Genomic DNA, 22,185 nt, shown 5'->3' on the forward strand with positions numbered 1-22,185 from the left:
GGTACCGCGCCGACCGTGGTAACGTCAACACTCCGGAGTTGTGCCGGCGAGTCGGAGGAGAGCGGATGCCGCAGCCCACGCGCGTGTCGATGTCGATGGTCGCCCAGCGAGCCGGGGTCTCGGGTCAGACCGTGTCACGCGTCGCGAACGACAGCCCCCGCGTCGACCCGCAGACCAGGGCGCGGGTCGAAAAGGCGATGGCCGAACTCGGCTACCGGCCCAATCGCGCGGCCCGCGCTCTGCGCACCGGCCGGACGCAGACCCTCGGTCTCGTCGCGCAGACCCTCGCCACGGTCGGCAACTCCCGCATGCTGCAGGCGGTGGCAGAGGCCGCCGCATCCCGCGGCTACGCGCTCACCGTGCTCACCCTGGGCGCGGACGCCGACATCGACGACGCCTTCGACCGACTGCGCGATCAGGGCGTCGACGGCGCCATCGTGCTGAACGAGGCCACCGCGCTGGCCCGCGACGCGGCATCCGCCGGCCTCCGCCTGGTCGTCATCGACTCCCCGCCGGATGAGCGCTTCACAGTCGTCGGCACCGACCACGCCGCAGGGGCGCGAGCCGCGACCGAGCATCTGCTGGCCAGCGGGCACGCCGCGGTGCATCACCTCGCAGGCCCCGCCGGATCGTTCGCGGCCGCGGAACGCGAGCGCGGCTGGCGGGAGGCGCTCGCCGCCGCAGGCATCGAGCCGCCCGAGGTCGCGCGGGGCGACTGGAGCGCGGCATCCGGACACGACCTGGTGCGCCGGATGCCGGCATCCGGCGTCACCGCGATCTTCGCCGCGAACGACCAGATGGCGCTCGGTGCGCTGCGGGCGCTCGCCGAGTCCGGCCGCCGCGTGCCCGACGACGTCGCCGTGATCGGATTCGACGACATCGCCGACGCCGCGCAGTTCCAGCCCCCGCTGACGACCGTGCGCCAGGACTTCGACGTGCTCGGCGAGCAGGCCGTGGGCCGCCTGGTGTCGTGGATCGAGGGGGAGCACCCCGCCGACCTGATGCTCGCCACGACGCTCGTCCGCCGGGCGAGCTCCTGATCTGAACCCGGAGCGGTGACGGGCGTCAGAACTCGAGCATCACCTTGATGGCGCGACGCTCGTCCATCGCCCGGTAGCCCTCGGCTGCCGCGTCGAACGGCAGGGTCCGGTCGAACACCGCGCCCGGGTCGATCTCGTCGTTCATGATCGCGTCGATCAACTCGGGCAGGAAGCGGCGCACCGGTGCCGGGCCGCCGTGCAGATGGATGCCCGAGAGGAACAGCTCCTGCCCGTCCAGGCTCACGCCGTGCGAGACGCCGACGAAGCCGACGTGCCCGCCGGCGCGGGTGGAGCGGATGGCCTGCTCCATCGCCTCCTGAGTGCCGACGGCCTCGATCGTGGAGTGCGCCCCGTAGCCGGAGGTCATCTTCTTGATCGCCGCGACGCCGGCATCCCCGCGCTCCTCGACGATGTCGGTCGCGCCGAAGCGGCGGGCGAGGGCCTGGCGATCCTCGTGCCGCGACATGGCGATGATCCGCTCGGCACCCAGCTGCGAGGCGGCGAGGATGCCGAGCAGGCCGACCGCGCCGTCGCCGACCACGGCGACCGTCTTCCCGGGCCCGGCCTCGGCGGCCACGGCCGCGAACCAGCCGGTGCCGAGCACGTCGGAGGCGGCGAGCAGGCTGCGTCGCCGCTGCGGGGTGATCTCGCCGGTCACCTTGACCAGCGTGCCGTCGGCCCATGGGATGCGGGCGTACTCGGCCTGCGTTCCGATCGAGCCCATCCCGACGACGTGGATGCACCGCGACTGGTACCCCGCGCGGCAGATCTCACACGTGTTGTCGGATGCCATGAACGAGCCGACCACGAAGTCGCCGACCTGGATGTCGCGCACCTCGGAGCCGATCTGCTCGACGATGCCGATGTACTCGTGCCCCATCCGGGTGGGGCGCTTCACCGGCGAGATGCCGCGGTACGGCCAGAGATCGGAGCCGCAGATGCAGGCTGCGTCGACACGGATGATGGCGTCCGTCGGCTCAACGAGCTGCGGGACCGGGACGTCCTCGACCCGGACATCGCCGGGGGAGTGCATGATGACTGCGCGCATGCATCCACTTCACCACTCCGCGACGCGGATTGCGAGCGATTCCGCGCGATTAGGATGGGCGGGTGAACTCGAGCCCTGACCGCAGATTCCCGCGCTCGGTCTTCCGCCACGGCAGCGAGCCCGATGTGCGCTTCTCGCTCGCGAACGAGCGCACCTTCCTCGCCTGGACGCGCACGGCGCTCGCCCTCATCGCCGGTGGTGTGGCGCTGGAGGCGCTCGCGCTCGACATGTACGCACCGCTGCGCCTGGCCGCATCGCTCGTGCTGATCGTCACCGGCATCGTGCTGCCCGTGATCGCCTGGTTCGAGTGGTCGCGGGTCGAGCGCGCGATGCGCCTCGGGCGCCCGCTGCCGCACCCGCCCACCGGCATCGTGCTGGCCCTCGCCGTCGTCGCCTCGGGTGTGCTCGTGCTGCTGGCCGTGTTGCGATGAGCGGTCGATGACCGGCCCCGAGTCGCGGCGCGGGCCGTTCGACGCGGGACTGCAGCTCGAGCGCACGTCGCTGTCGTGGCGGCGCACGGCGCTGTCTCTCGCGCTCGGCTCGCTCGTCTCGCTGCGTCTGCTTCCGGTGTGGCTCGACGGAGTCGTGTGGATCGTGCCGGGGATGATCGGACTGATCGCGGCATCCGCCCTGTGGCTGACCTCGCGCCGCCGTCACCGCGCCTTCATGGTCCAGGTGCAGGGCGGTCGCGAGCCGCGCATCGGCGGGGCGGTCGCGCTGGGGCTGATCGCGGCAGGAGTGGCGACGGCCGGGATGCTGGGGCTCGCCGCCACGCTCAGCGTGGCCTTCTGACGCGGGCTCAGCGAGCGACCGTGCGGAACCCGGCGTTGCCCATCGACGAATCCGGCGTGTTCTGCGAGCGCGCCGAGTTGCGGTAGCGGTTGCAGTACGACGAGTGGCACAGGTAGCTGCCGCCGCGCAGCACGCGCGACTGCCCGCTCGCCGGCCCGGCGGGATCCTGCAGCGGCGAGTCGCCGTAGTACCGCGGCGAGAACCAGTCGGATGCCCACTCCCAGACGTTGCCGACCATCTGCCAGAGTCCGTAGCCGTTGGGCTCGAACGAGCGCACCGGCGCGGTCGTCAGCCAGCCGTCGTCGAGGGTGTTCACGCGGGGGAACTCGCCCTGCCAGATGTTGGTGCGCCAGCCCCCCTCGTCGATCTTCTCGTCACCCCACGGGTACTTCTTCTGCTCGAGCCCGCCGCGCGCGGCGTACTCCCACTCGGCCTCGGTCGGCAGGCGGCGTCCTGCCCAGTCGCAGTAGGCCTGCGCGTCGTTCCAGCTGATGTGCACCACGGGGTGGTCGCCGAGCCCGTCGATGTCCGAGCGGCCTCCACCCGGATGCCGCCAATCGGCTCCCTTCACGCCGAGCCACCACGGGGTCTGCGGCGGACGGCCGACGACGTCCTGCTCGTCGGCGGCGAGGGCGAGGTGGAACACCGCCGAGAAGCCGAACTGCTCGGCCTCGGTGCGGTAGCCGGTGGCGTCGACGAAGCGGGCGAAGTCGTCGTTGGTCACGCTGGTGGTGTCGATCGAGAAGGCCGCCAGCGTCACCCGGTGCAGCGGCACCTCGCCGTCGGCGGCGTTCCGGTCGCCAGAGGAGTCTCCCATCACGAAGGATCCGGCGGGGATCAGCGCCTGCGGGATCGTGTGCTGCGACGGGCTGTCGGCGCGCGCGGCTCCCGGCCGCACGCTCACCGTGCCGAAGACCGATCGTGACGGCGTGCCGCAACCGCACGAGCACTCAGCTTCCACGAGACGTCCTTCCGGCCGCGCCGGGCGCCGCGGCGTTCTGTCATCGAGCCTACTCGCGGCCGATCAGGGCCTGTCGCGTGCGACGACCCGGTCGAGATTTGGCAGGGCGGTGGTGGCTCCGTCTGGCCAGCGGATGCCGTCGGCATCGAGCTGCGGCGCTTCGGCGACCTCCTCGGCGGCGCCGAGCGCGATCGCGAACGGATGCCAGGCTCCCGCGACCGGGATGACCTGCACCCACGGCACGGCAGTGCGTCCGTCGAGCGGCGTCACGTCGTCCTGCTCGAGGACGCCGGCGCTCGCCTCGGCAGTCGCATCGAGGGTCATCACCCGGGTGGCCAGACGCGCACCGGTCGCCCAGGAGGGGCCGCGGGTCTCGAGGTCGGGTGCGGTCAGCGCCCAGCCTCCGACGCGCAGCGCGTCGCCGGATCGCAGCGCATGGGCGTCATCCGATGCGTCCCGAACGCGCACGAACCGCACCTCCCACGCGCCGCGCAGCACCGACACCGTGTCGATCCACGGCCCCGTCTCGGTGCGCCCGTCGTGGTGGCTCACGCCGTGATCGGAGGCGAGCGCGAACCCGATCGGCCAGTGCGCGAGCGAGCGGGACGAGCCGATGAGCGTCGTCGGGTCGAGCGCGCGCACATCGCCGCGCAGGAAGCCGGAGCGGTGACTGGGCAGCCCGTCGCGCATCACGGCGACGGCGCCGTCGACCGGCGCGGTCACGCCTGAGCCATCGAGCACCGGTGCCGTCGCCGTCGAGTAGCCGAACTTCGCGTAGAGCGGGGCGTCCGGCTCCAGCGAACCCTCGACGCGGTGATCGGTGCCGTGGTTCACGATGCGCACCACGCCGTCGCGGGTCCCGGATGCCAGCCAGCCCGGCGCACCGATCACGCGCGCGAACGGCCCCCGATCGATCGGCAGAGGACGCTCGACAGCCGACCACACGGCGTGATCGGCGGGCAGCGCGAGCCCCAGCATGCCCTTCGCCGCCCAGTACGGCGAGCCGAGTCCCGAGTAGTTCTGCGCGATCGGACGCCAGGGGCGGTGCCAGCCGAGAGTGAGGATCCCGTCGGCATCCGGCGCCCCTCGCTCGACGAAATGACGCGCCTGCCCACTCGCCGCGCGCCGCAGCAGCCCTGGTTCGTGCCGCGACCGGCCGTGCAGCGCCGCCGCCCAGGCGGGAGCTGCGGTCGCGAAGCGGTAGGTCAGACTGCGGCCCTGCAGCAGCGGAGCGCCGTCGGCGCCGATCAGGTGCAGCGCGTCGTCGAGATAGTCGTCGAGGCGGGTGCGGTACCGCTCGACGCGAGCGGCATGACGAGGTTCGTCGGCGACCATCTGCGCCCAGATCATCGGGTAGAACGGCAGCGCCCAGCCGCAGTAGTGATCGAAGTTGCGGCCGACGCCGTCTGCGATCCACCCGCCGGGCAGGTCGAACGAGTCGAGCAGCGCGAAGTCCTGCTCGCGGTCGGCCTCGGAGTACGGTCCGCCCACGCTCTGCAGGAAGAACGAGACCATGAGGCGGAACCAGGCCCAGTTGTTCTGCGGGTAGGTGCCGCCGATGAAGGCCGACAGGTACTCGATCGTCTGGCGCCGGGCGCGCTCGTCGAGCCGCGACCAGACCGTTTCGCGGGTCAGATGCAGGCCGACCGCGAGCGCCGCCGCCTCGACCTTGGCCTGCGGGTGCTCGTCGACGCGCACCCAGCGCTCGGGGTGCGCGGGGTCGACGCCGGCCGCGATGCCGCGCGCGTATCGCTCGGCGAGGTCGGTCGTGCCGTGCAGATCGCCCGCGATGCGGAACGCGGCGAGCATGAACGTGCGGGTGAACCCCTCGAGGTGGTCGATGTCGCGGCCGAGACCGCCGGGGACGCCGGGATAGCGGATGAGCGAGAGCGACGGGCTGGCGTGCCGGGCGGCGCCGTCGAGGATGGTGTCGGCGACGGTGAGCCAGTGGCTGCGAGTCCAGCCCGTGTAGGGCGAGAGTGCGCGGTCGTCGGCGGGCAGGGCGATCATGCGCTGAATACCAGCTCGGCCCGCGTCACCGGATGCCGGGGCGCCGCCCCCACGACGTACGCCTGCAGCTCGTCGAGGGCGGCGTCCGCCAGGCGGCGCGCCTCGGTTCCGAGGGAGCCGGCGATGTGGGGGGTGATCGCGACGTTGGGCAGCCGCCGCAGCTCGGCATCCGCCGGCAGAGGCTCGGGATCGGTGACGTCGAGCACGGCGTCGAGCCTTCCCGAGCGGCACTCGGCGAGCAGGGCGGCATGGTCGATCAGCGCACCCCGGGCGGTGTTGATCACCGTGGCGCCGTCGGGCAGGGCGGCCAGCTGCGCTGCGGCGATGAGATGCCGCGTCTCCGGCAGCGCGGGCGCGTGCAGCGAGAGCACGTCGACCTGAGGCAGCAGCTCGTCGAGCGCGACCAGCCGGCCGCCCGCGGCGGCGACCGTCTCGGCGTCGGCGAACGGATCGGCGACCAGGGTGCGGATGCCGTCGAACGGGCGCAGCAGCTCGACCACGCGTCGTCCGATGCGCGAGAAGCCGACGATGCCCACTGTGCGGTCGACGTTGCCGATCCGGCGCTCGTTCCACGCGTTCCAGGCGTCGTCGTGCTCCGAGCGCAGGTGAGTGAAGGTGCGCTTGCCGGCGAGCAGGATGGCGCCGAGGGTGAATTCGGCGACCGGCACGGCGTTCGCCTCCGCGGCGGAGGTGAGGCGGATGCCGCGTGCCCAGAACTCGTCCGACACGAGATGCTGCACGCTGCCGGCCGCGTGCAGCACGGCGCGCAGTCGCGGCATGTGCTCGAGGCGGGCCGCGTCGAGCTGCGGGGCACCCCACGAGGTGATGAGCACCTCGACGTCGGTCAGCAGGTCGTCCTGCTCGGCCGAATCGAGGTCGGTGATCAGCATCCGTCCGGCGACGTCCGCCAGCCGACCGAACCGTTCGCGGCGCGCGTGGTCGAACAGCAGCGCGAAGACATCGGCGTCCATGGCGGCGTGCGCGCGGGGGCGAGAGGGGTTCATGGCGTGCTCTCTGTACGGGCCGGGCGGCGGGAAACCGCTTGCTGGGTTCTGCGTCCAGTGAAGCCTTCAGCAGGGGCCGGCGCAAGCCGACGAGAGGAATGGTTGCACTTGCGCAATGGTTGCTGAACGTCAACTATTCGTGTATCGTTGACGAAGATCAACCATTTTCCAGGAGCGTCTCCCCTTTGAATTCCACGTCAGCACCGTCCGCTGAGACCGCGCGCTCCGCGCGCGAGGTCTTCACCGCCATCTCCGGCCTCATCGTCGGCATGTTCGTCGCCGTGCTCTCGGGCACCGTCGTCTCGACCTCGCTTCCCGTGATCGTCGCCGATCTCGGCGGCACCCAGGCGCAGTACACCTGGGTGATTACGGCCAGCCTGCTCGCGACCGCCGTGTCGACCCCGATCTGGGGCAAGCTCGCCGACCTGCTCGACCGCAAGGTGCTCGTGCAGCTCTCGCTGGTGCTGTTCACCGCGGGAACGGTGGCTGCCGGATTCGCGCACGACATCGACATGCTCATCGGCATGCGCGTGGTGCAGGGGCTCGGCGTCGGCGGTCTGATGTCGCTGGTGATGGTCGCGGTGGCCCTGATCATCTCGCCGCGTGAGCGCGGCAAGTACATGGGCGTCGTCGGCGGCATCATGGCGCTCGCCACCATCGGCGGCCCGCTGCTGGGCGGGTTCATCACCGACGTGTGGGGGTGGCGAGCGAACTTCTTCGTGGGCGTGCCGTTCGCGGTGCTCGCACTCGTGCTGCTGCAGCTGACGCTGCACCTTCCCAAGCCGCAGGCCAAACGCGTGTCGATCGACTATGCGGGCATCGTCCTGCTGGCGGTGGGCGTCTCGGGTCTGCTGATCTGGGTGTCGATGGGCGGACAGCAGTTCGACTGGGATTCGATGACCAGCTACGCGCTCGCCATCGGGTCGGCCGTGGTGCTCATCGCCTTCGTCGTGGTCGAGCTGCTGGTCAAGGAGCCGATCATCCCGCTTACGCTCTTCCTGAACCGCACGTTCACGCTCTCGGTGATCGCCTCCATCGCTATCGGCGTCTCGATGTTCGCCACCTCCGTCTTCCTCGCGCAGTACTTCCAGCTGGCGCGTGGCGCCACGCCCACCGAGTCGGGTCTGATGACCATCCCGATGATCGTCGGCCAGATGGGCGCGTCGATCATCATCGGCCAGCTGGTCAGCCGGTTCGGCAAGTGGAAGGGCTGGATGCAGCTGGGCTCGGTGCTCACGCTGGTCGGCGTGAGCCTGATGTCGACGCTGCGCTACGACACCGCGTTCCCGCTCGTCGCGACCTACATGTTCGTGCTCGGCGCCGGGCTCGGCATGGTCATGCAGAACCTCACCCTGATCGTGCAGAACGACACCCCGCCGCAGCAGCTCGGCGCGGCATCGTCCGGTGTCAACTTCTTCCGCACCATCGCCGGCACCATCGGCGTGACCATCATGGGCTCGATCCTCGCCACCAACGTGAGCGAGTACATCAAGAGCGGGTTCGCGGGCTTCAAGCCCAGCACTCCGGCCGAGATCGAGGCGCTGAAGGAGCTCGGCTCGGGCAACGTGCCCAAGATCGGCGACCTGCCCGAGGCCGTGCGCAGCATCGTCGAGTCGGCGTACGGCCACGGCATCGCGGACGCGTTCATCATCGCCATCCCGCTGGCCGTGATCGGCGTGATCGCGATCGCGTTCATCCGCAACAAGCCGCTGTCGACCAAGAACTCCGCCGAGCAGCTGCGCGAGCAGGCCGAGGGGTCGGCCATCGAGGTGGCCGGTGCCGAGGTCGGCGCCGCGACCGGTGGCATCCGCGTGGTCGAGACCGACGAGCGTCTGCGGGAGCGGGTGCGCTGAGGTGGAGGCGCAGACCGTCGACGACGCGCTCGCCGACTTCCAGGGGCATCTGAACCTGATCTTCGCCCGTGCCAAGACGCTCTGGAAGGAGTCGGCCGCGCGCGTGCATCCCGAGCTGCAGCCGTCGGGCTACAAGCTGCTGGCGTACGTCGCGCGCACGGGCGATGCCAACGCGCACCAGCTCGCCGAGCTGTTCGACATCGACAAGTCGATGGTCAGCAGGCAGATCCGCTCGCTCGAGGAGTTCGGTCTGCTCGAGTCGCGCCCCGACGAGCGCGACGGACGGCTGCGGGTGCTCACCGCGACGCCCCACGCCCAGCACACGCTCGCGACACTGCGCGCCGAGAACGCCGAGCGCATGCGGGCCGTGCTCGCCGAGCTCACGCCCGACGAGGTGCAGGCGGCCTCGAAGGCTTTCCGGCTGCTCGCCGAGGTCTGACCCAGGGCATCCGCCCGCCATGCGGGGTCGATCGTGCACGCTTCCACGCCTGTGGGCGTACGCGATCGACCCCGCATCGCGGTGTCCGGCTCGTCGCCTTGCCCGCCTCGTTAGGCTGACGGAATGAGCGACGCCCCGACCACGAACGATGACGCCCTCGAGGGCGCGGCTCTCGATGACGCCGTGCATCGGGTGGAGCGGGAGCTGGGGCGGCTCTTCGCTCGCATCCGCGTCGGCTGGCGGGAAGCGGCCGCGACCGTGCACCCCGATCTGCAGCCGCTCGGCTACCAGATGCTCGCCGCGATCGTCAGCGGCCATGCGAACACCGCCGGCGCGCTGATCGAGCGTCTGCAGACCGACAAGTCGGCGGTCAGCCGCCAGGTGCGTCAGCTGACCGAGCTGGGCCTGGTCGACAGCATCCGCGACCCCGACGATCATCGCGCGCGTCGTCTGGTCGCCACCGATCTCGCGGTCGAGCGGGTGACCGCCGCGCGCGCCGTGTACGAGGCCCGACTCGGCGAGCGGCTTCGGCGGTGGTCGGCTGACGACCTGGATCGCGTGGCAGGGCTGCTCGACGAACTCGGTCGCTGACCGGTGCGCTTGCGCATCGTCGACCTTTGTGGCTACACTCGCGGAAAGCGTTTACCCACATTCTTGAAGGACGGACCACCATGACCGACGTGCGCGAGATCGGCATCATCATGAACGGCGTCTCCGGACGCATGGGCTACCGGCAGCACCTGGTGCGCTCGATCCTCGCGATCCGCGACCAGGGCGGCATCGAGCTCTTCGACGGCTCGAAGGTCACCGTCAAGCCGCTGCTCGTCGGCCGCAGCGAGGAGAAGCTCGCCGAGCTCGCCGCGAAGCACGGCATCGACGACTACACCACCGACCTCGACGCCGCTCTCGCCGACCCCCGATGGGAGATCTATGCGGACTTCCTCGTCACCAAGGCGCGCGCCACCGCGATCCGCAAGGCCATCGCCGCCGGCAAGGCCATCTACACCGAGAAGCCCACGGCCGAGTCGCTCGAAGAGGCGCTCGAGCTCGCCCAGCTGGCGAAGACGGCGGGGGTCAAGACCGGCGTCGTGCACGACAAGCTCTACCTGCCCGGCCTGCAGAAGCTCAAGCGCCTGATCGACTCTGGCTTCTTCGGTCGCATCCTCTCGGTGCGCGGCGAGTTCGGCTACTGGGTCTTCGAGGGCGACTGGCAGCCCGCGCAGCGCCCCAGCTGGAACTACCGCACCGAAGACGGCGGCGGCATCATCAGCGACATGTTCCCGCACTGGAACTACGTGCTCGAGAATCTCTTCGGCGAGGTCACGAGCGTCTACGCGCAGGCAGCCGTGCACATCGCCGACCGCTGGGACGAGAAGGGCGAGCACTACACCGCCACCGCCGAAGACGCCGCCTATGGCATCTTCGAGCTCGAGGGCGGCGTGATCGCCGAGATCAACTCGTCGTGGACGGTGCGCGTGAACCGCGACGAGCTCGTCGAGTTCCAGGTCGACGGCACCCACGGCTCGGCCGTGGTCGGCCTGTTCGGCTGCAAGATCCAGCCGCGCAACGCCACGCCCAAGCCGGTGTGGAACCCCGACCTCGAGGACACGCACGACTACGACGGCGACTGGCAGAACGTGCCCACGAACGACGTCTTCCTGAGCGGCTTCCGCCAGCAGTGGGAGGAGTACCTGGAGTCGTACGTGCTCGGCACCGACTACGCCTTCGACCTGCTCGCCGGTGCCCGCGGAGTGCAGTTCGCCGAGGCAGGCCTGACCTCGAGCGCCGAAGGCCGCAAGATCGCCATCGAGAAGCTGTCGCTCTGATGAGCACGCTTCGCCTGCTCTCGGCATCCGGAGATCTCTCCGATGTCGCGCTGAACGACTCGGGGGCGTACACGCGCCCGACCTCGCCGCTGCGCTCGCGGGTCGCCTACGCCGCCGCGCACGTCGTGCCGAAGGTGCACGCCGACAACACCCCCGGCCGACCTGCCGACATCGACTGGGATGCGACCCTCGCATTCCGCCGCAACGTCTACTCGTGGGGGCTGGGGGTGGCGGATGCCATGGACACCGCCCAGCGCAACATGGGCCTCGACGCGGCCGCGACGCGGGAGCTGATCGCGCGCAGCGCCGAGGTCGCACGCGAGGAGGGCGGCTCGGTCGTCGTCGGCGTCAACACCGACCACGTCGCCGAGACGCACATCTCACTCGAGCAGGTCATCGACGCGTACGTGTCGCAGCTCGAGTTCACCGAAGAGCAGGGTGCGGGGCCCGTTCTCATGGCGTCGCGCCACCTCGCCCGTGTCGCCACCTCGCCCGACGACTACCGTCGCGTCTACCGCGAGGTGCTCTCGAGGGCCACCACCCCGGTCGTGCTGCACTGGCTCGGCACCGCCTTCGATCCGGAGCTCGAGGGCTACTTCACTTCGACTTCGCTCAGTACAAGCGGCTCGACTTGGTGGGCCGCCGCGTCGGAAGTGCTGCTCGACATCATCGACGAGAACCCGTCGAAGGTCGCCGGCGTGAAGATGAGCCTGCTGGACGCCGAGAGCGAGATCTCGGTGCGCGAGCGCCTGCCGGAAGGCGTGCGCATGTTCACCGGCGACGACTTCAACTACGTCTCGCTGATCGGCGATTCCGGTGTGGGGGAGCGGCCGTATTCCGATGCGCTGCTGGGGGCGTTCGCCGCCATCACCCCGGTCGCCTCCGCGGCGATCCAGGCGCTGGACGCCGGCGACCACGACGAGTACCGCCGCATCCTCGGCCCGACCGAAGAGCTCAGCCGTCAGGTGTTCGCCGCGCCGACGTTCTACTACAAGACCGGCGTCGCGTTCCTCTCGTGGCTGAACGGCCATCAGCCCGCGTTCCAGATGGTCGGGGGGCTGCACTCCGCGCGCAGCCTGCCGCACCTGTCGCGCATCGTCGAGCTGGCCAACGCGTCGCTCGCGCTCGAGAACCCGCAGCTCGCCCGCCAGCGCTGGCACGGCATGCTGCAGCTGAACGGAGTCGAGCTGTGAGCGCGACAGAATCCGCACGGATGTCGGCGCGGAGTACGGATGGCGGCGCGGATGCCCTGGTTTCCGCCGACATCCGTCTTTCCCGCCGACAAGTGTCCGTCGACCCGCGCCTGTCGATCAACCAGGCGACCATCAAGTACGCCGACCTCGCCACCGCCCTGCAGACGACGGCGGACGCGGGCATCCAGGCCATCGGACTCTGGCGGGAACCGGTGAACGAGGTCGGACTCGACACCGCCGCCAGGATGCTCGCCGACTCGGGGCTGCGCTTCTCGACGCACTGCCGCGGAGGGTTCTTCACCCTGCCAGCCGGCGCGGAGCGCGACGCCGCGCTCGACGACAACCGCCGGGCGATCGACGAGACGGCGGCGCTCGCCGCGGCCGGCGCCGAGGGCTCCACCGCCGTGCTCGTGCTCGTCGCGGGCGGGCTGCCGGAGGGGTCGCGGGATCTCGTCGGTGCGCGCGAGCGGGTGCGGGATGCCATCGGCACCCTCGCTCCGTATGCGCAGAGCGCGGGAGTGACGCTGGCGATCGAGCCGCTGCACCCGATGTTCGGCTCCGACCGGTGCGTCGTCTCGACCCTCGGGCAGGCGCTCGACATCGCCGCGGACTTCGCGCCCGAGGTCGTCGGCGCCGCCGTCGACACGTTCCACATCTGGTGGGACCCGCAGGTGCACGAGCAGATCGCCCGCGCCGGGCGCGAGGGCCGTATCTCGACCTACCAGGTGTGCGACTGGAAGACGCCGTTCCCCGCCGACGTGCTGCTCTCGCGGCACTACATGGGCGACGGGATCATCGACTTCGCGTCGCTCACCCGCGCCGTGGTCGACACCGGCTACGACCGCGACATCGAGGTCGAGATCTTCAACGCCGACATCTGGTCGGATGCGCCCGACGCGGTCCTCGCGCGCACCGCCGCCGCGTTCGGAGAGACCGTCTCGCCGCACCTGTGATGTGCTGGTGGGGGAGGCGCAGATGATCAGACCAGGCCTGTGCTCGGTAACGTTCCGTCAGCTCGCACCCGAGCGGGTGGTCGAGCTGTCGGCCGCCGCGGGACTCGAGGTGATCGAGTGGGGCGGGGACGTGCACGTCCCGCCCGGCGACCCCGAGCGCGCCGTCGAGGTCGCGCAGACGACGGCGGATGCCGGCCTCGCGGTCTGCTCGTACGGGTCGTACTTCCGCAGCGGTGCCGACGAGCAGATCGCGCCGATCCTCGACAGCGCCGCCGCACTGGGCGCCGGGCGGGTGCGGATCTGGGCGGGCCGCGTCGACTCGGCAGACGCCGCGCCGGCGGAGTACGCGCGGATCGCGGCGCGGCTGCGGGATGCCGTGGCCGAGGCGGCCGAGCGGGGGATCGTCCTCGCGCTCGAGTTCCACCGCCGCACGCTCGCCGACACCCCCGCGGCCACGTTGCGTCTGATCGCCGATGTGCCGGGTCTGACGACCTACTGGCAGCCCACGGTCGACGCTCCGGACGCGGTCGCGCTCGCCGAGTACGAGGCGCTCGCGGCGCACACCACCGCCGTGCACGTCTTCTCCTGGTGGCCGTTCGACCGGCGCCTGCGTCTCGACGAGCGGGAGAGCCTCTGGCATCCGCTCTTCGCCTCGGCTGCCGCCCAGCCGGCGCCACCGCGCGACGCGCTGATCGAGTTCGTGCCTGATGACGACCCCGCCCTGCTCGCCCCGGAGGCGGCGACCCTGCGGCGCTGGCTCACCTCGGCCATCCCGTGACCTCGCCCCTTCACCGCCCCACTACTGGCGGTCGCGGGTCGGAGCGGAAGGACTCGGATGGATAGGCTCGGCACATGACTGATGCGGCACGGCGCGCGGGGCGCGCCTCGTCCCCGACGCTGCACGACGTGGCCCGCGCGGCCGGGGTCTCGCTCGCGACGGCGTCGCGGGTGCTGAACGGGTCTGAGCGCAAGGTCGCGGAGTCGTTCCGCGAGCGCGTCGAGAAGGCGGCCGACGAGCTCGGCTACACGGCCAACGCATCGGCTCAGGCCACCGCTCGCGGCACGTCCGCGGCGATCGCCCTGCTCGTCGCCGACATCGCCGACCCCTACTTCGGTCTGATCGCCGCCGGGGTCGCCCGAGGCGCCGACGCAGAGGGCTTGATCGTCACCGTCGCGATCACCGCGCGCGACGCCGATCGCGAGGCGAAGATCCTCCGCGCGCTGCGCGGCCAGCGTCCGCGCGGGGTGATCCTCGCCGCGTCCCGCACCGAAACGCCGGATGCCCGCACGGTCGCCGAGCTCGCCGCCTTCGGCCCGCTCGGCGGACGCACCGTCACCTTCGGCGAGGGTGGCGATCGCAGCATCCTGATCGACAACCGCGGCGGAGCCGAACGGCTGGGGCGCGAGATGGCGCAGCGCGGCTATCGCCGGGCGATCGCCATCGCGGCGGCAGAGGGGGTGCGCACCTCGGACGACCGTCTCGCCGGCTTCACCGCGGGCTTCACCGCAGGTGGCGGGGAGCTCGAGCGCGTCTACCGCGGCTCGTTCGAGCGCGAGTCGGGAGCGGCGTCGATGACCGAGGCGCTCGCCGACGGCGTGGATGCCGACACCCTCGTCTTCGCGCTGAGCGACGTGGTCGCCGTCGGGGCGATGACCGCGATCCGAGACGGCGGACGCACGGTCGGCGACGACATCGCCGTGTGCGGTTTCGACGACGTGCCGGTCAGCCGCGACGTGACGCCGCGCCTGACCACGGTGCGGGTGCCGCTCAGCGACCTGGGCTTCGAGGCCTTCCGGGCGACGGTGGATGCCGAGTGGCAGCAGCCCGCGCTCGACCTCGAGGTCGTGGTGCGCGAGAGCACGCCCGGGCTCTGACGATCAGCCGCCGAGCGCCGCGCTGACGACCGCTCGCGCCTCCTCCTGCACCTGCGCGAGGTGCTCGGGACCCTTCAAGCTCTCGGCGTACAGCTTGTAGACGTCCTCCGTGCCGGACGGACGCGCCGCGAACCAGGCGTGCTCGGTCTGCACCTTCAGCCCGCCGATCGCCGCCCCGTTGCCCGGCGCGTGCGACAGCTTCGCGGTGATGGTCTCGCCGGCCAGGTCGGTCGCGCTCACGGCATCCGGCGTCAGCTTGCCCAGCGTCGCCTTCTGCTCGGGCGTCGCCGGAGCGTCCACCCGCTGGTAGGCGGACGAGCCGAAGGCCTCCTCAAGCTCGCGGTAGCGCTCCGACGGGGTCTTGCCGGTGACGGCGATGATCTCGGCTGCGAGCAGGCAGAGCAGGATGCCGTCCTTATCGGTCGACCAGACGGTGCCGTCCATGCGCAGGAACGACGCACCGGCCGACTCCTCACCGCCGAACGCGACCGAGCCGTCGAGCAGACCCGGCACGAACCACTTGAATCCGACGGGAACCTCGAGCAGACGACGGCCCAGCGACTCGGCGACGCGGTCGATGATCATCGACGACACGAGCGTCTTGCCGATCGCCGCGTCGCGCGGCCACTCGGCGCGGTGCGAGAAGAGGTAGTCGATCGCGACCGCGAGGTAGTGGTTCGGATTCATCAGCCCGGCATCCGGCGTGACGATGCCGTGCCGATCGGCGTCGGCGTCGTTGCCGGTGAGCACGTCGTAGTCGCCTCGCTTGGCGACCAGGGATGCCATGGCGCTCGGCGACGAGGGATCCATGCGGATCTTCTCGTCCCAGTCGAGGGTCATGAAGCGCCAGGTCGGGTCGACCTCGGGGTTCACGACGGTCAGATCGATGCCATGCATGTCCTTGATCAGCTGCCAGTACTCGACCGACGCGCCGCCCATCGGATCTGCGCCGATGCGCACGCCCGCGCGCTGGATCGCGTCGAGGTCGATGATCGAGGGCAGGTCGCGCACGTACGCGTCGCGGAAGTCGTACTGGCCGATCGAATCGTCGTCGATGTCGGCGTGCGGAATGCGCTCGACACCCTCCAGACCGGCTTCGATCAGCGCGTTGGCGCGCTCGGCGATCCAGCCGGTCGCGTCGGTGTCGGCGGGGCCGCCGTGCGGCGGGTTGTACTTGAAGCCTCCGTCGCGAGGCGGGTTGTGACTCGGGGTGACGACGATGCCGTCGGCGCGGTCGGGGTCATCGAGCGCGCGCCCGCGGTTGTGGGCGAGGATGGCGTGGCTGAGCGCGGGGGTGGGCACCCACGAGTCGCGCGAGTCGACGCGCACGTCGACGCCGTTGCCGATCAGGACTTCGATCGCGGTGCGCTCGGCCGGCAGCGACAGCGCATGCGTGTCGCGGCCGAGGAACAGCGGGCCCCGGATGCCCTGCTCCCGGCGATAGTCGACGATGGCCTGCGTGGTGGCCACGATGTGCTGCTCGTTGAAGCTCGTCGTGAGCGACGAGCCGCGGTGGCCGCTGGTGCCGAACGCCACGCGCTGCGCCGCGATCGACGGGTCGGGAACGCGGTCGTAATAGGCGGCGATCAGCTCGTCGACGTCGATGAGGTCCTTTTCCTCCGCGGGGAGGCCAGCTCGGCTCGTCATGGGGATAGTCTGCCCCTCCTCGGGTCGGTCGCGCACCTCGGGCCTGCGCGGATGACGCGACGGGGCTGTTCGTGATACGGAAACGGCTCCGGATGCCCCGGATCGGCGCGGCTAGGCTGACGGGGTGACCGAACGCCGCACCTACAGCTATCTGGGCCCCGCCGGGACCTTCACCGAGGCCGCGCTCGACCAGGTGCCTGAGGCCAGGGGGCACGAGTGGAAGCCGGTGCACAATGTCGGCGAGGCGCTCGCGGATGTGCTGTCGGGGGTGTCGCACGCCGCGATGATCGCGATCGAGAACTCCGTCGAGGGCGGGGTATCGACCACACTCGACGCGCTGGCGACCCTGCCGGGGCTGCGCATCATCGGCGAGTACCTGGTCAAGGTGAACTTCGTGCTCGTCGGCAAGCCCGGCGTGCGGCTGGAGGACGTCGAGGTCATCGCCGCGCATCCGGTCGCGTACGCGCAGTGCCACAGCTGGCTCGGCGAGCACCTGCCCCGGCACGCTCATGTTCCGGCGGCGAGCAATGTGGCATCCATCCTCGGCGTCCTCGACGGCACGTCGCCCGCCCAGGCCGCCATCGCCGCGCCCGGCATCATCCAGCACCACGACGTCGAGGTGCTGGCCGAGAACATCGGCGACAACGACAACGCCGTGACCCGCTTCGTGCTCGTCTCCAAGCCCGTCGCGCCCGGACAGCCGACCGGGGCCGACAAGACGTCGCTGATCGTCGAGCTGCCCGACGACCGCCCCGGTGCGCTGCTCGACATGCTCGAGCAGTTCTCGACGCGCGGCATCAACCTGTCGCTGCTGCAGTCGCGTCCGGTCGGCGATGCGCTGGGCAGGTACCGCTTCGTGGTGGATGCCGACGGGCACGCGTACGACGAGCGGATGGCCGACGCGCTGCTGGGCATCCGTCGATTCAGCCCGCGCGTGGTGTTCCTCGGCTCGTACCCGCGCGCCGACCGCAAGATCGTGCACTACCCCGAGCGGTACGCCGACGGCGTCTTCGTCGAGGCCCGCGACTGGCTGCGCGCCCTGCTGCACGGCGAGCCCGAGGCCTAGCCCGCCGCCCCCGCCGCGCGCCCGCCGCGCGCCCGCCGCGCGCCCGCCGCGCCCCCGCCGCGCCCGCCCCGCCGCGCGCTTCGTGCCCGTGGCGGATGGGAAACGCCGGTGGGCGTGCCCTCACACCAGCGTTTCCCATCTGCTCGCTCCGGCGCCGGATGGGAAACGCCGGTGGGCGCATCCGATCACCAGCGTTTCCCATCTGCCAGGGTTGCGGTCGTGGCGAATCCGTCAGGCGTCGCGCGCGAGCAATGCGCGACGGATGCGTGAGATCACAGACGACGCGCGGTCTGCGAGATCCAGCTCGGTGAGCCGGATGACGAGCCAGCCCCGATCCTCGAGATCGCGTTGCCGTCGGATATCACGGCGCCACTGGTCTTTGCTGGTGCGATGTCCATCGCCTTCGTATTCGATCGCGATCTTGAGCTCAGGGTAGGCGAGGTCGGCGCGGGCGATGAGACGACCGCCGTCGATGATCTCGTGCTGCACGACCGGTTCGGGGAGCCCGGCCCGGACGAGGAGGAGGCGCGTCTCGGTCTCCTTCGGCGACTCGACTCCCGGACGTGCGCTCCGCAGCGCCGCCCGGATCGTGTTCCGGCCAGGGAACCGACGCCAGAGCGAGAGCCGGTCCTCGATCTCCTCGACCGTGAACACGGGGCGCCCGGGGCGCAGCCCGGGATAGCTGTCTGAGCGTGTGAGAAGCGCGTCGAGCACGACCACCGCATCGTCGAACGAGAGATCGTCAGCGCAGCTGAACACCGCGGCGAGCGGGTCGACGACGCGGAGCCGGCCGATCGTGAAGGTTCCAGCGAGATGCGATGACAACCGGCGCCCTCTCACGCCCCGTGTTCGTGGTGGGGTGCCGTCGAGCGGAACCGCCACATCGACCTTCTCGTCAACCGACCACTTCTTCGGATGCGGCAGGCCCCAGAGCCGTAGGGCCGTGCGCCCGACGAAACGGTGCCCGGGTTTCATTCGCGGCTGGTAGCACTCGAGGCGTGCGAGCAAAGTCTCGGGGACCGCTGCTGATCGCACGCCGCAGAAGGGGCGATGCAGATCCGGGGTGTCGCGGCGCCACCTGGTGACTCCGGCCGCCGCAGCACTGCTGACCGCGAACGTCGGTCCGAGCTGAGGCGGCAGTGCTGTCCTGTGGCGCATCCGGCCATGCTCGCTGGTGAGAGGCATCCCGAATGTCGCGCTTCCCACGATCAGGGGACAACACCGCTGCAGGCACGATTGTGCAGTGGGACTCAGGCGGGTCCCCGGCACGCAGCGGGCAGATGGGAAACGCCAGTGGCGCGGACTCCGTACCGGCGTTTCCCGTCTGCTGAGGGTGACGCGAGTGAGGGGAAGGTCCCGCGCAGCGGGGAGGTCAGGCGACCAGCAGGTCCAGCGTCTGCGTGCGGCCGGGCGTGGCATCGAGCGGCTCGGACGCGTACGCGCCGGCCACCGGGGAGAGCATGATCTCGTCGACGCCGTGCTGCGCCGCGAACGACGCCAGCGCCGAACGCACGTCAGCACCCGAGCCGATGAACCATCGCTGACGCATCGCGTCGATGAGGGTCTGCTCCATGGCATCCGGAGCCGCGGCCAGCGCCTCCTCGACCGTCTCGAGCACGCGCATCGGCTTGTTGCCGCGCAGACGCGCCATCGCCCGCAGCTGCGGCAGGGCGCGGGCCTCGGCCTCGTCGGCCGTGGGTGCGGCGACCACGTTCGCCGTGAGGAAGGTGCGCGGCTCGGCCAGCGAGTCCGAAGGACGGAACTGCGAGCGGTACAGGTCGAGAGCGCGCTCAAGCCCGACGCCCGCGAAGTGGTTCGCGAACACGTACGGCAGGCCGTGCGCGGCGGCGAGCTGCGCGGAGTAGTCGCTCGAGCCGAGCAGCCAGATCGTGGGGGAGCCGGATGCCACGGGCGTGGCCTTCACGGTGTACTCGCCGCCGCTCGTGAACTGCACCGTCGCGCCGTCGGGCTGCAGCATCAGCGCGATGTCCTGCACGTGCGAGGGGAAGCGCTCGACGTCGCCGGCGCTGCCGGACTGACGCAGCAGCTGGGTGATCACGGGGTCGCTGCCCGGGGCGCGGCCGATGCCGAGATCCACCCGGCCGGGAGCGATGGCCTCGAGCGCGGCGAACTGCTCGGCGACGATCAGCGGCGCGTGATTCGGCAGCATGACGCCGCCCGAACCGACGCGGATGCGCTGCGTGCGTGCGGCGGCCGCGGCGATCAGCACGGGCGGCGTCGTGGATGCCACCGACGGCATGTTGTGGTGCTCGGCGAACCAGTACCTGGTGAGTCCGAGCGCGTCGGCGTGCTGGGCGAGAGTCATCGACGAGGCGACGGCCTGCGCCGTGGTCTGGCCGGTGCGGACGGGGATGAGATCGAGGACCGAAAGAGCGAGAGCAGACATCATCGATGTCAACCGCGACGACCGCCTCCGCATTCCGCGACCGCGGATCGGCCCCGGGGCGGCGCATCGGACTCGCCGCCTCGCGGCGTTACGATTCCGTGATGGAAGCGAGCATCTTCTTCGTCATCGTCGGAGCCGTCGCCGTCGCAGCGGTGGCACGATGGCGCGGATGGCCGGCCCCGCTGCTGGTGACGGTGGTCGCGCTCGCGGCATCCTTCGTGCCCTTCGTGCCGAACATCTCGATCGACGGGCACGTGCTGCTGAACATCGTGCTGCCGCCGCTGCTGTACTCGGCGGCCCTCGACGTGTCGTTCGTGGGCTTCCACCGTGCTCTGCCGCAGATCCGGCGCCTGGGCGTGTGGCTCGTCGTCGTCACCGCCGCCGTGGTCGGGCTGCTCGCCTGGTGGGTGATGCCGTCCCTGACGCTGCCGGGCGCGCTGCTGCTGGGCGCGATCGTCGCCCCGCCGGATGCCGTGTCGGCCGCCTCGATCGGACGCCGGCTCGGCCTGCCGCGGCGCGTGATGACCGTGCTGTCGGGGGAGAGCCTGATCAACGACGCGACCTCGCTGACCATGTTCCGGGTGTTCGCGGCGATCCTCGCGGGTGCGACGGTGACGGTGTGGGGTGGCGTGGGGCAGTTCCTCCTGGCCGTGGGGGTCGGGATGCTCGTGGGACTGGTCTTCGGCGTGGCGCTGCATCAGCTGCGCACCCGCGTCGACGATGCGGTGGTGAACGGCACGTTCGGTCTGCTCGCTCCGTTCGGTGCGTACGCGATCGCCGAGGAGCTGCTGGGTTCGGGCGTCATCGCGGTGGTCGCGATGGGGCTGTTCGTGGGATTCAACGCGCCGAAGACCAGCTACGCGACCCGACAGCAGGAGGCCCCGCTGTGGCTGTCGGCCGACTTCCTGCTCGAGTCGTTCGTGTTCGCGTACATCGGTCTGCAGCTGCCGCGCGTGGTCGCCGATCTCACCGAGGGCGAGGGTGGACCGATCGTGTCGCTGTCGGTCGTGGTGCTGGTGGCCGTGCTCGTCGTGCGACCCCTGTTCGTCTACCCGGCAGGCGCGTGGGGCCGGTGGTGGACGCGCATGCGGCTGCGCAAGTGGGAGCGGCTCGCGTCGGCGCCGGGGGTGGCAGCCGCGCAGGTGCGGCTGCGCGGCAGGCGGCCGATCAGCGAAGACCAGCTGCGCCGCCGGCTCACCGAGACGCGACTGTCGTGGCGCGACAATGCGGTGATCTCGTGGGCCGGCATGCGCGGCGTGGTCACGCTCGCGACCGCGCTGGCCGCCGCCGATCTCGCCGGGCTCGACGCGCGGGCGGCCGACGCGATCGTCGTGGTCGCCTTCGTCGTCACCGTCGGCACGCTGCTGCTGCAGGGGCTGACGCTGCCCTGGCTGATCCGCGCGCTCGGAGTCGTCGACGACACCGAGCGCGAGGAGGACGCGCGCGAACTGCTCGCCGTTCGCGAGCGCAATCGGGATGCCGGGAAGGCGTACCTGCGAGAGATGCGCCGCACGTGGGCGGATCGGCATGGAGCGGATCAGCTGCCGGCCTTCGACGCGTTCGCGAAGCGCCTGGTGCGCGTGGAGGCGGATGCCGAGCAGGCGGAGGCGAAGGCTCGTCCGACCGCTGAGCAGTTCACCGCTCTCGCGAAGGGGTGGCTCGCGGTGCGCCGCGACATGCTGCTCGAGGAGCGGCGCGCGGGCAACCTCAGTGAAGAGGTGATGCGTGAGCTCATCACCGCGATGGACGCCGAAGAGCTCGCCCTCGACACGAGGATCGCGCTGCGTATCTGACCGATCGGCGGCGGGTGCGTCTCAGGCGGTGATGAGCTCGCGAGCAGGCGTCTGGCGGAGTGCCCGGACGATCTGCCACCGCGCGCTGAAGGTGTATCCGCCGAGCTGCTCGAGAGCGAGGACGTCGTCGCGGTCGAGGCCGTCGCGGGCGGCTTCGCGCAGCAGGTCGTCCTTCGTGGCGGGGAACTCCATCTCGGCGAGGAATCGCGAGAGTGCGGGTGACGGGGACATGTCGGCTCCTTTCCGTGTCGGCGGAGGGGGAGAGTGTGCGGGGGAGC

21 protein-coding genes are annotated in these 22,185 nt (G+C 70.9%); 13 read left to right on the forward strand and 8 right to left on the reverse strand.

The window, feature by feature from the left end:
• The first annotated feature begins 65 nt into the window (after positions 1-65).
• On the forward strand, positions 66-1,040 hold the full coding sequence (locus tag V2S04_RS02690; RefSeq protein WP_413636973.1) for a LacI family DNA-binding transcriptional regulator: 975 nt from the start codon (positions 66-68) through the stop codon (positions 1,038-1,040).
• 25 nt (positions 1,041-1,065) lie between these two features.
• On the opposite strand, the gene V2S04_RS02695 is transcribed toward V2S04_RS02690, so the two are convergent.
• The gene (locus V2S04_RS02695) at positions 1,066-2,088 is read right to left on the reverse strand and encodes a zinc-dependent alcohol dehydrogenase family protein (RefSeq protein WP_413636974.1); all 1,023 of its coding nucleotides are present in this window, start codon (positions 2,086-2,088) and stop codon (positions 1,066-1,068) included.
• Positions 2,089-2,150: 62 nt separating this feature from the next.
• Between V2S04_RS02695 and V2S04_RS02700 the strand changes: the two genes are divergently transcribed.
• Together V2S04_RS02700 and V2S04_RS02705 are read left to right on the forward strand one after the other, a co-directional pair.
• Positions 2,151-2,519: a YidH family protein gene (locus V2S04_RS02700; RefSeq protein ID WP_413636975.1), complete on the forward strand. Its 369-nt coding sequence runs from the start codon at positions 2,151-2,153 to the stop codon at positions 2,517-2,519.
• Positions 2,520-2,526: 7 nt separating this feature from the next.
• On the forward strand, positions 2,527-2,880 hold the full coding sequence (locus V2S04_RS02705; RefSeq protein ID WP_413636976.1) for a DUF202 domain-containing protein: 354 nt from the start codon (positions 2,527-2,529) through the stop codon (positions 2,878-2,880).
• A gap of 7 nt (positions 2,881-2,887) precedes the next feature.
• On the opposite strand, the gene V2S04_RS02710 is transcribed toward V2S04_RS02705, so the two are convergent.
• The 3 genes from V2S04_RS02710 to V2S04_RS02720 all read right to left on the reverse strand — a co-directional run bounded on the left by V2S04_RS02710 (position 2,888) and on the right by V2S04_RS02720 (position 6,855).
• Positions 2,888-3,718 (reverse strand): formylglycine-generating enzyme family protein, encoded by an 831-nt coding sequence (locus V2S04_RS02710; RefSeq protein WP_413637278.1) that lies wholly within the window; start codon positions 3,716-3,718, stop codon positions 2,888-2,890.
• A 186-nt stretch (positions 3,719-3,904) separates the two neighbouring features.
• Complete coding sequence (locus V2S04_RS02715; RefSeq protein ID WP_413636977.1) at positions 3,905-5,851, reverse strand: DUF2264 domain-containing protein; 1,947 nt, start codon at positions 5,849-5,851, stop codon at positions 3,905-3,907.
• Entirely contained in the window at positions 5,848-6,855 is a 1,008-nt protein-coding gene (locus V2S04_RS02720) for a hydroxyacid dehydrogenase (RefSeq protein WP_413636978.1), read from the reverse strand. The genes V2S04_RS02715 and V2S04_RS02720 overlap by 4 nt, the downstream gene beginning before the upstream one ends.
• A 185-nt stretch (positions 6,856-7,040) precedes the next feature.
• On the opposite strand from V2S04_RS02720, the gene V2S04_RS02725 reads away from it, so the two are divergent.
• The 8 genes from V2S04_RS02725 (at position 7,041) to V2S04_RS02760 (ending at position 14,994) form a co-directional block, all read left to right on the forward strand.
• Positions 7,041-8,708 carry an MDR family MFS transporter gene (locus V2S04_RS02725; protein ID WP_413636979.1) on the forward strand — a complete coding sequence of 556 codons (1,668 nt, stop codon included), beginning with the start codon at positions 7,041-7,043 and terminating at the stop codon, positions 8,706-8,708.
• Between the two features lies 1 nt (position 8,709).
• Positions 8,710-9,147, forward strand: a complete 438-nt coding sequence (locus tag V2S04_RS02730; RefSeq protein ID WP_099196132.1) for a MarR family winged helix-turn-helix transcriptional regulator — start codon at positions 8,710-8,712, stop codon at positions 9,145-9,147.
• Positions 9,148-9,270: 123 nt separating this feature from the next.
• The gene (locus V2S04_RS02735; RefSeq protein ID WP_413636980.1) at positions 9,271-9,738 is read left to right on the forward strand and encodes a MarR family winged helix-turn-helix transcriptional regulator; all 468 of its coding nucleotides are present in this window, start codon (positions 9,271-9,273) and stop codon (positions 9,736-9,738) included.
• An 80-nt stretch (positions 9,739-9,818) separates the two neighbouring features.
• The gene (locus V2S04_RS02740) at positions 9,819-10,973 is read left to right on the forward strand and encodes a Gfo/Idh/MocA family protein (protein ID WP_413636981.1); all 1,155 of its coding nucleotides are present in this window, start codon (positions 9,819-9,821) and stop codon (positions 10,971-10,973) included.
• The gene (locus tag V2S04_RS02745; RefSeq protein ID WP_413636982.1) at positions 10,973-12,166 is read left to right on the forward strand and encodes a dihydrodipicolinate synthase family protein; all 1,194 of its coding nucleotides are present in this window, start codon (positions 10,973-10,975) and stop codon (positions 12,164-12,166) included. The genes V2S04_RS02740 and V2S04_RS02745 overlap by 1 nt, the downstream gene beginning before the upstream one ends.
• Positions 12,167-12,258: 92 nt before the next feature.
• Positions 12,259-13,119 (forward strand): sugar phosphate isomerase/epimerase family protein, encoded by an 861-nt coding sequence (locus V2S04_RS02750; RefSeq protein ID WP_413636983.1) that lies wholly within the window; start codon positions 12,259-12,261, stop codon positions 13,117-13,119.
• A gap of 22 nt (positions 13,120-13,141) precedes the next feature.
• The gene (locus V2S04_RS02755; RefSeq protein ID WP_413636984.1) at positions 13,142-13,897 is read left to right on the forward strand and encodes a sugar phosphate isomerase/epimerase family protein; all 756 of its coding nucleotides are present in this window, start codon (positions 13,142-13,144) and stop codon (positions 13,895-13,897) included.
• Positions 13,898-13,971: 74 nt separating this feature from the next.
• On the forward strand, positions 13,972-14,994 hold the full coding sequence (locus V2S04_RS02760) for a LacI family DNA-binding transcriptional regulator (protein ID WP_413636985.1): 1,023 nt from the start codon (positions 13,972-13,974) through the stop codon (positions 14,992-14,994).
• 3 nt (positions 14,995-14,997) lie between these two features.
• Here the strand turns inward: V2S04_RS02760 and pgm are convergent, their stop codons facing one another.
• The gene (pgm, locus tag V2S04_RS02765) at positions 14,998-16,641 is read right to left on the reverse strand and encodes a phosphoglucomutase (alpha-D-glucose-1,6-bisphosphate-dependent) (RefSeq protein ID WP_413636986.1); all 1,644 of its coding nucleotides are present in this window, start codon (positions 16,639-16,641) and stop codon (positions 14,998-15,000) included.
• A 124-nt stretch (positions 16,642-16,765) separates the two neighbouring features.
• Here pgm and pheA point away from each other — a divergent pair, with 124 nt between their 5' ends.
• Positions 16,766-17,707, forward strand: a complete 942-nt coding sequence (pheA, locus tag V2S04_RS02770; protein ID WP_099196126.1) for a prephenate dehydratase — start codon at positions 16,766-16,768, stop codon at positions 17,705-17,707.
• A 231-nt stretch (positions 17,708-17,938) separates the two neighbouring features.
• On the opposite strand, the gene V2S04_RS02775 is transcribed toward pheA, so the two are convergent.
• Together V2S04_RS02775 and V2S04_RS02780 are read right to left on the reverse strand one after the other, a co-directional pair.
• Positions 17,939-18,532, reverse strand: coding sequence for an endonuclease domain-containing protein (locus V2S04_RS02775; protein WP_413636987.1), 594 nt, complete (start codon positions 18,530-18,532; stop codon positions 17,939-17,941).
• A gap of 547 nt (positions 18,533-19,079) precedes the next feature.
• Positions 19,080-20,114: an LLM class flavin-dependent oxidoreductase gene (locus V2S04_RS02780; protein WP_413637279.1), complete on the reverse strand. Its 1,035-nt coding sequence runs from the start codon at positions 20,112-20,114 to the stop codon at positions 19,080-19,082.
• A 101-nt stretch (positions 20,115-20,215) separates the two neighbouring features.
• Here V2S04_RS02780 and V2S04_RS02785 point away from each other — a divergent pair, with 101 nt between their 5' ends.
• Positions 20,216-21,907, forward strand: coding sequence for a cation:proton antiporter (locus V2S04_RS02785; RefSeq protein WP_413636988.1), 1,692 nt, complete (start codon positions 20,216-20,218; stop codon positions 21,905-21,907).
• Positions 21,908-21,928: 21 nt separating this feature from the next.
• On the opposite strand, the gene V2S04_RS02790 is transcribed toward V2S04_RS02785, so the two are convergent.
• Entirely contained in the window at positions 21,929-22,138 is a 210-nt protein-coding gene (locus V2S04_RS02790) for a DUF2795 domain-containing protein (RefSeq protein ID WP_340086077.1), read from the reverse strand.
• Positions 22,139-22,185: the final 47 nt, after the last annotated feature.

It is taken from the genome of Microbacterium sp. OR21 (genome assembly GCF_047306785.1).
Classification (GTDB): Bacteria; Actinomycetota; Actinomycetes; order Actinomycetales; family Microbacteriaceae; genus Microbacterium; species Microbacterium esteraromaticum_E.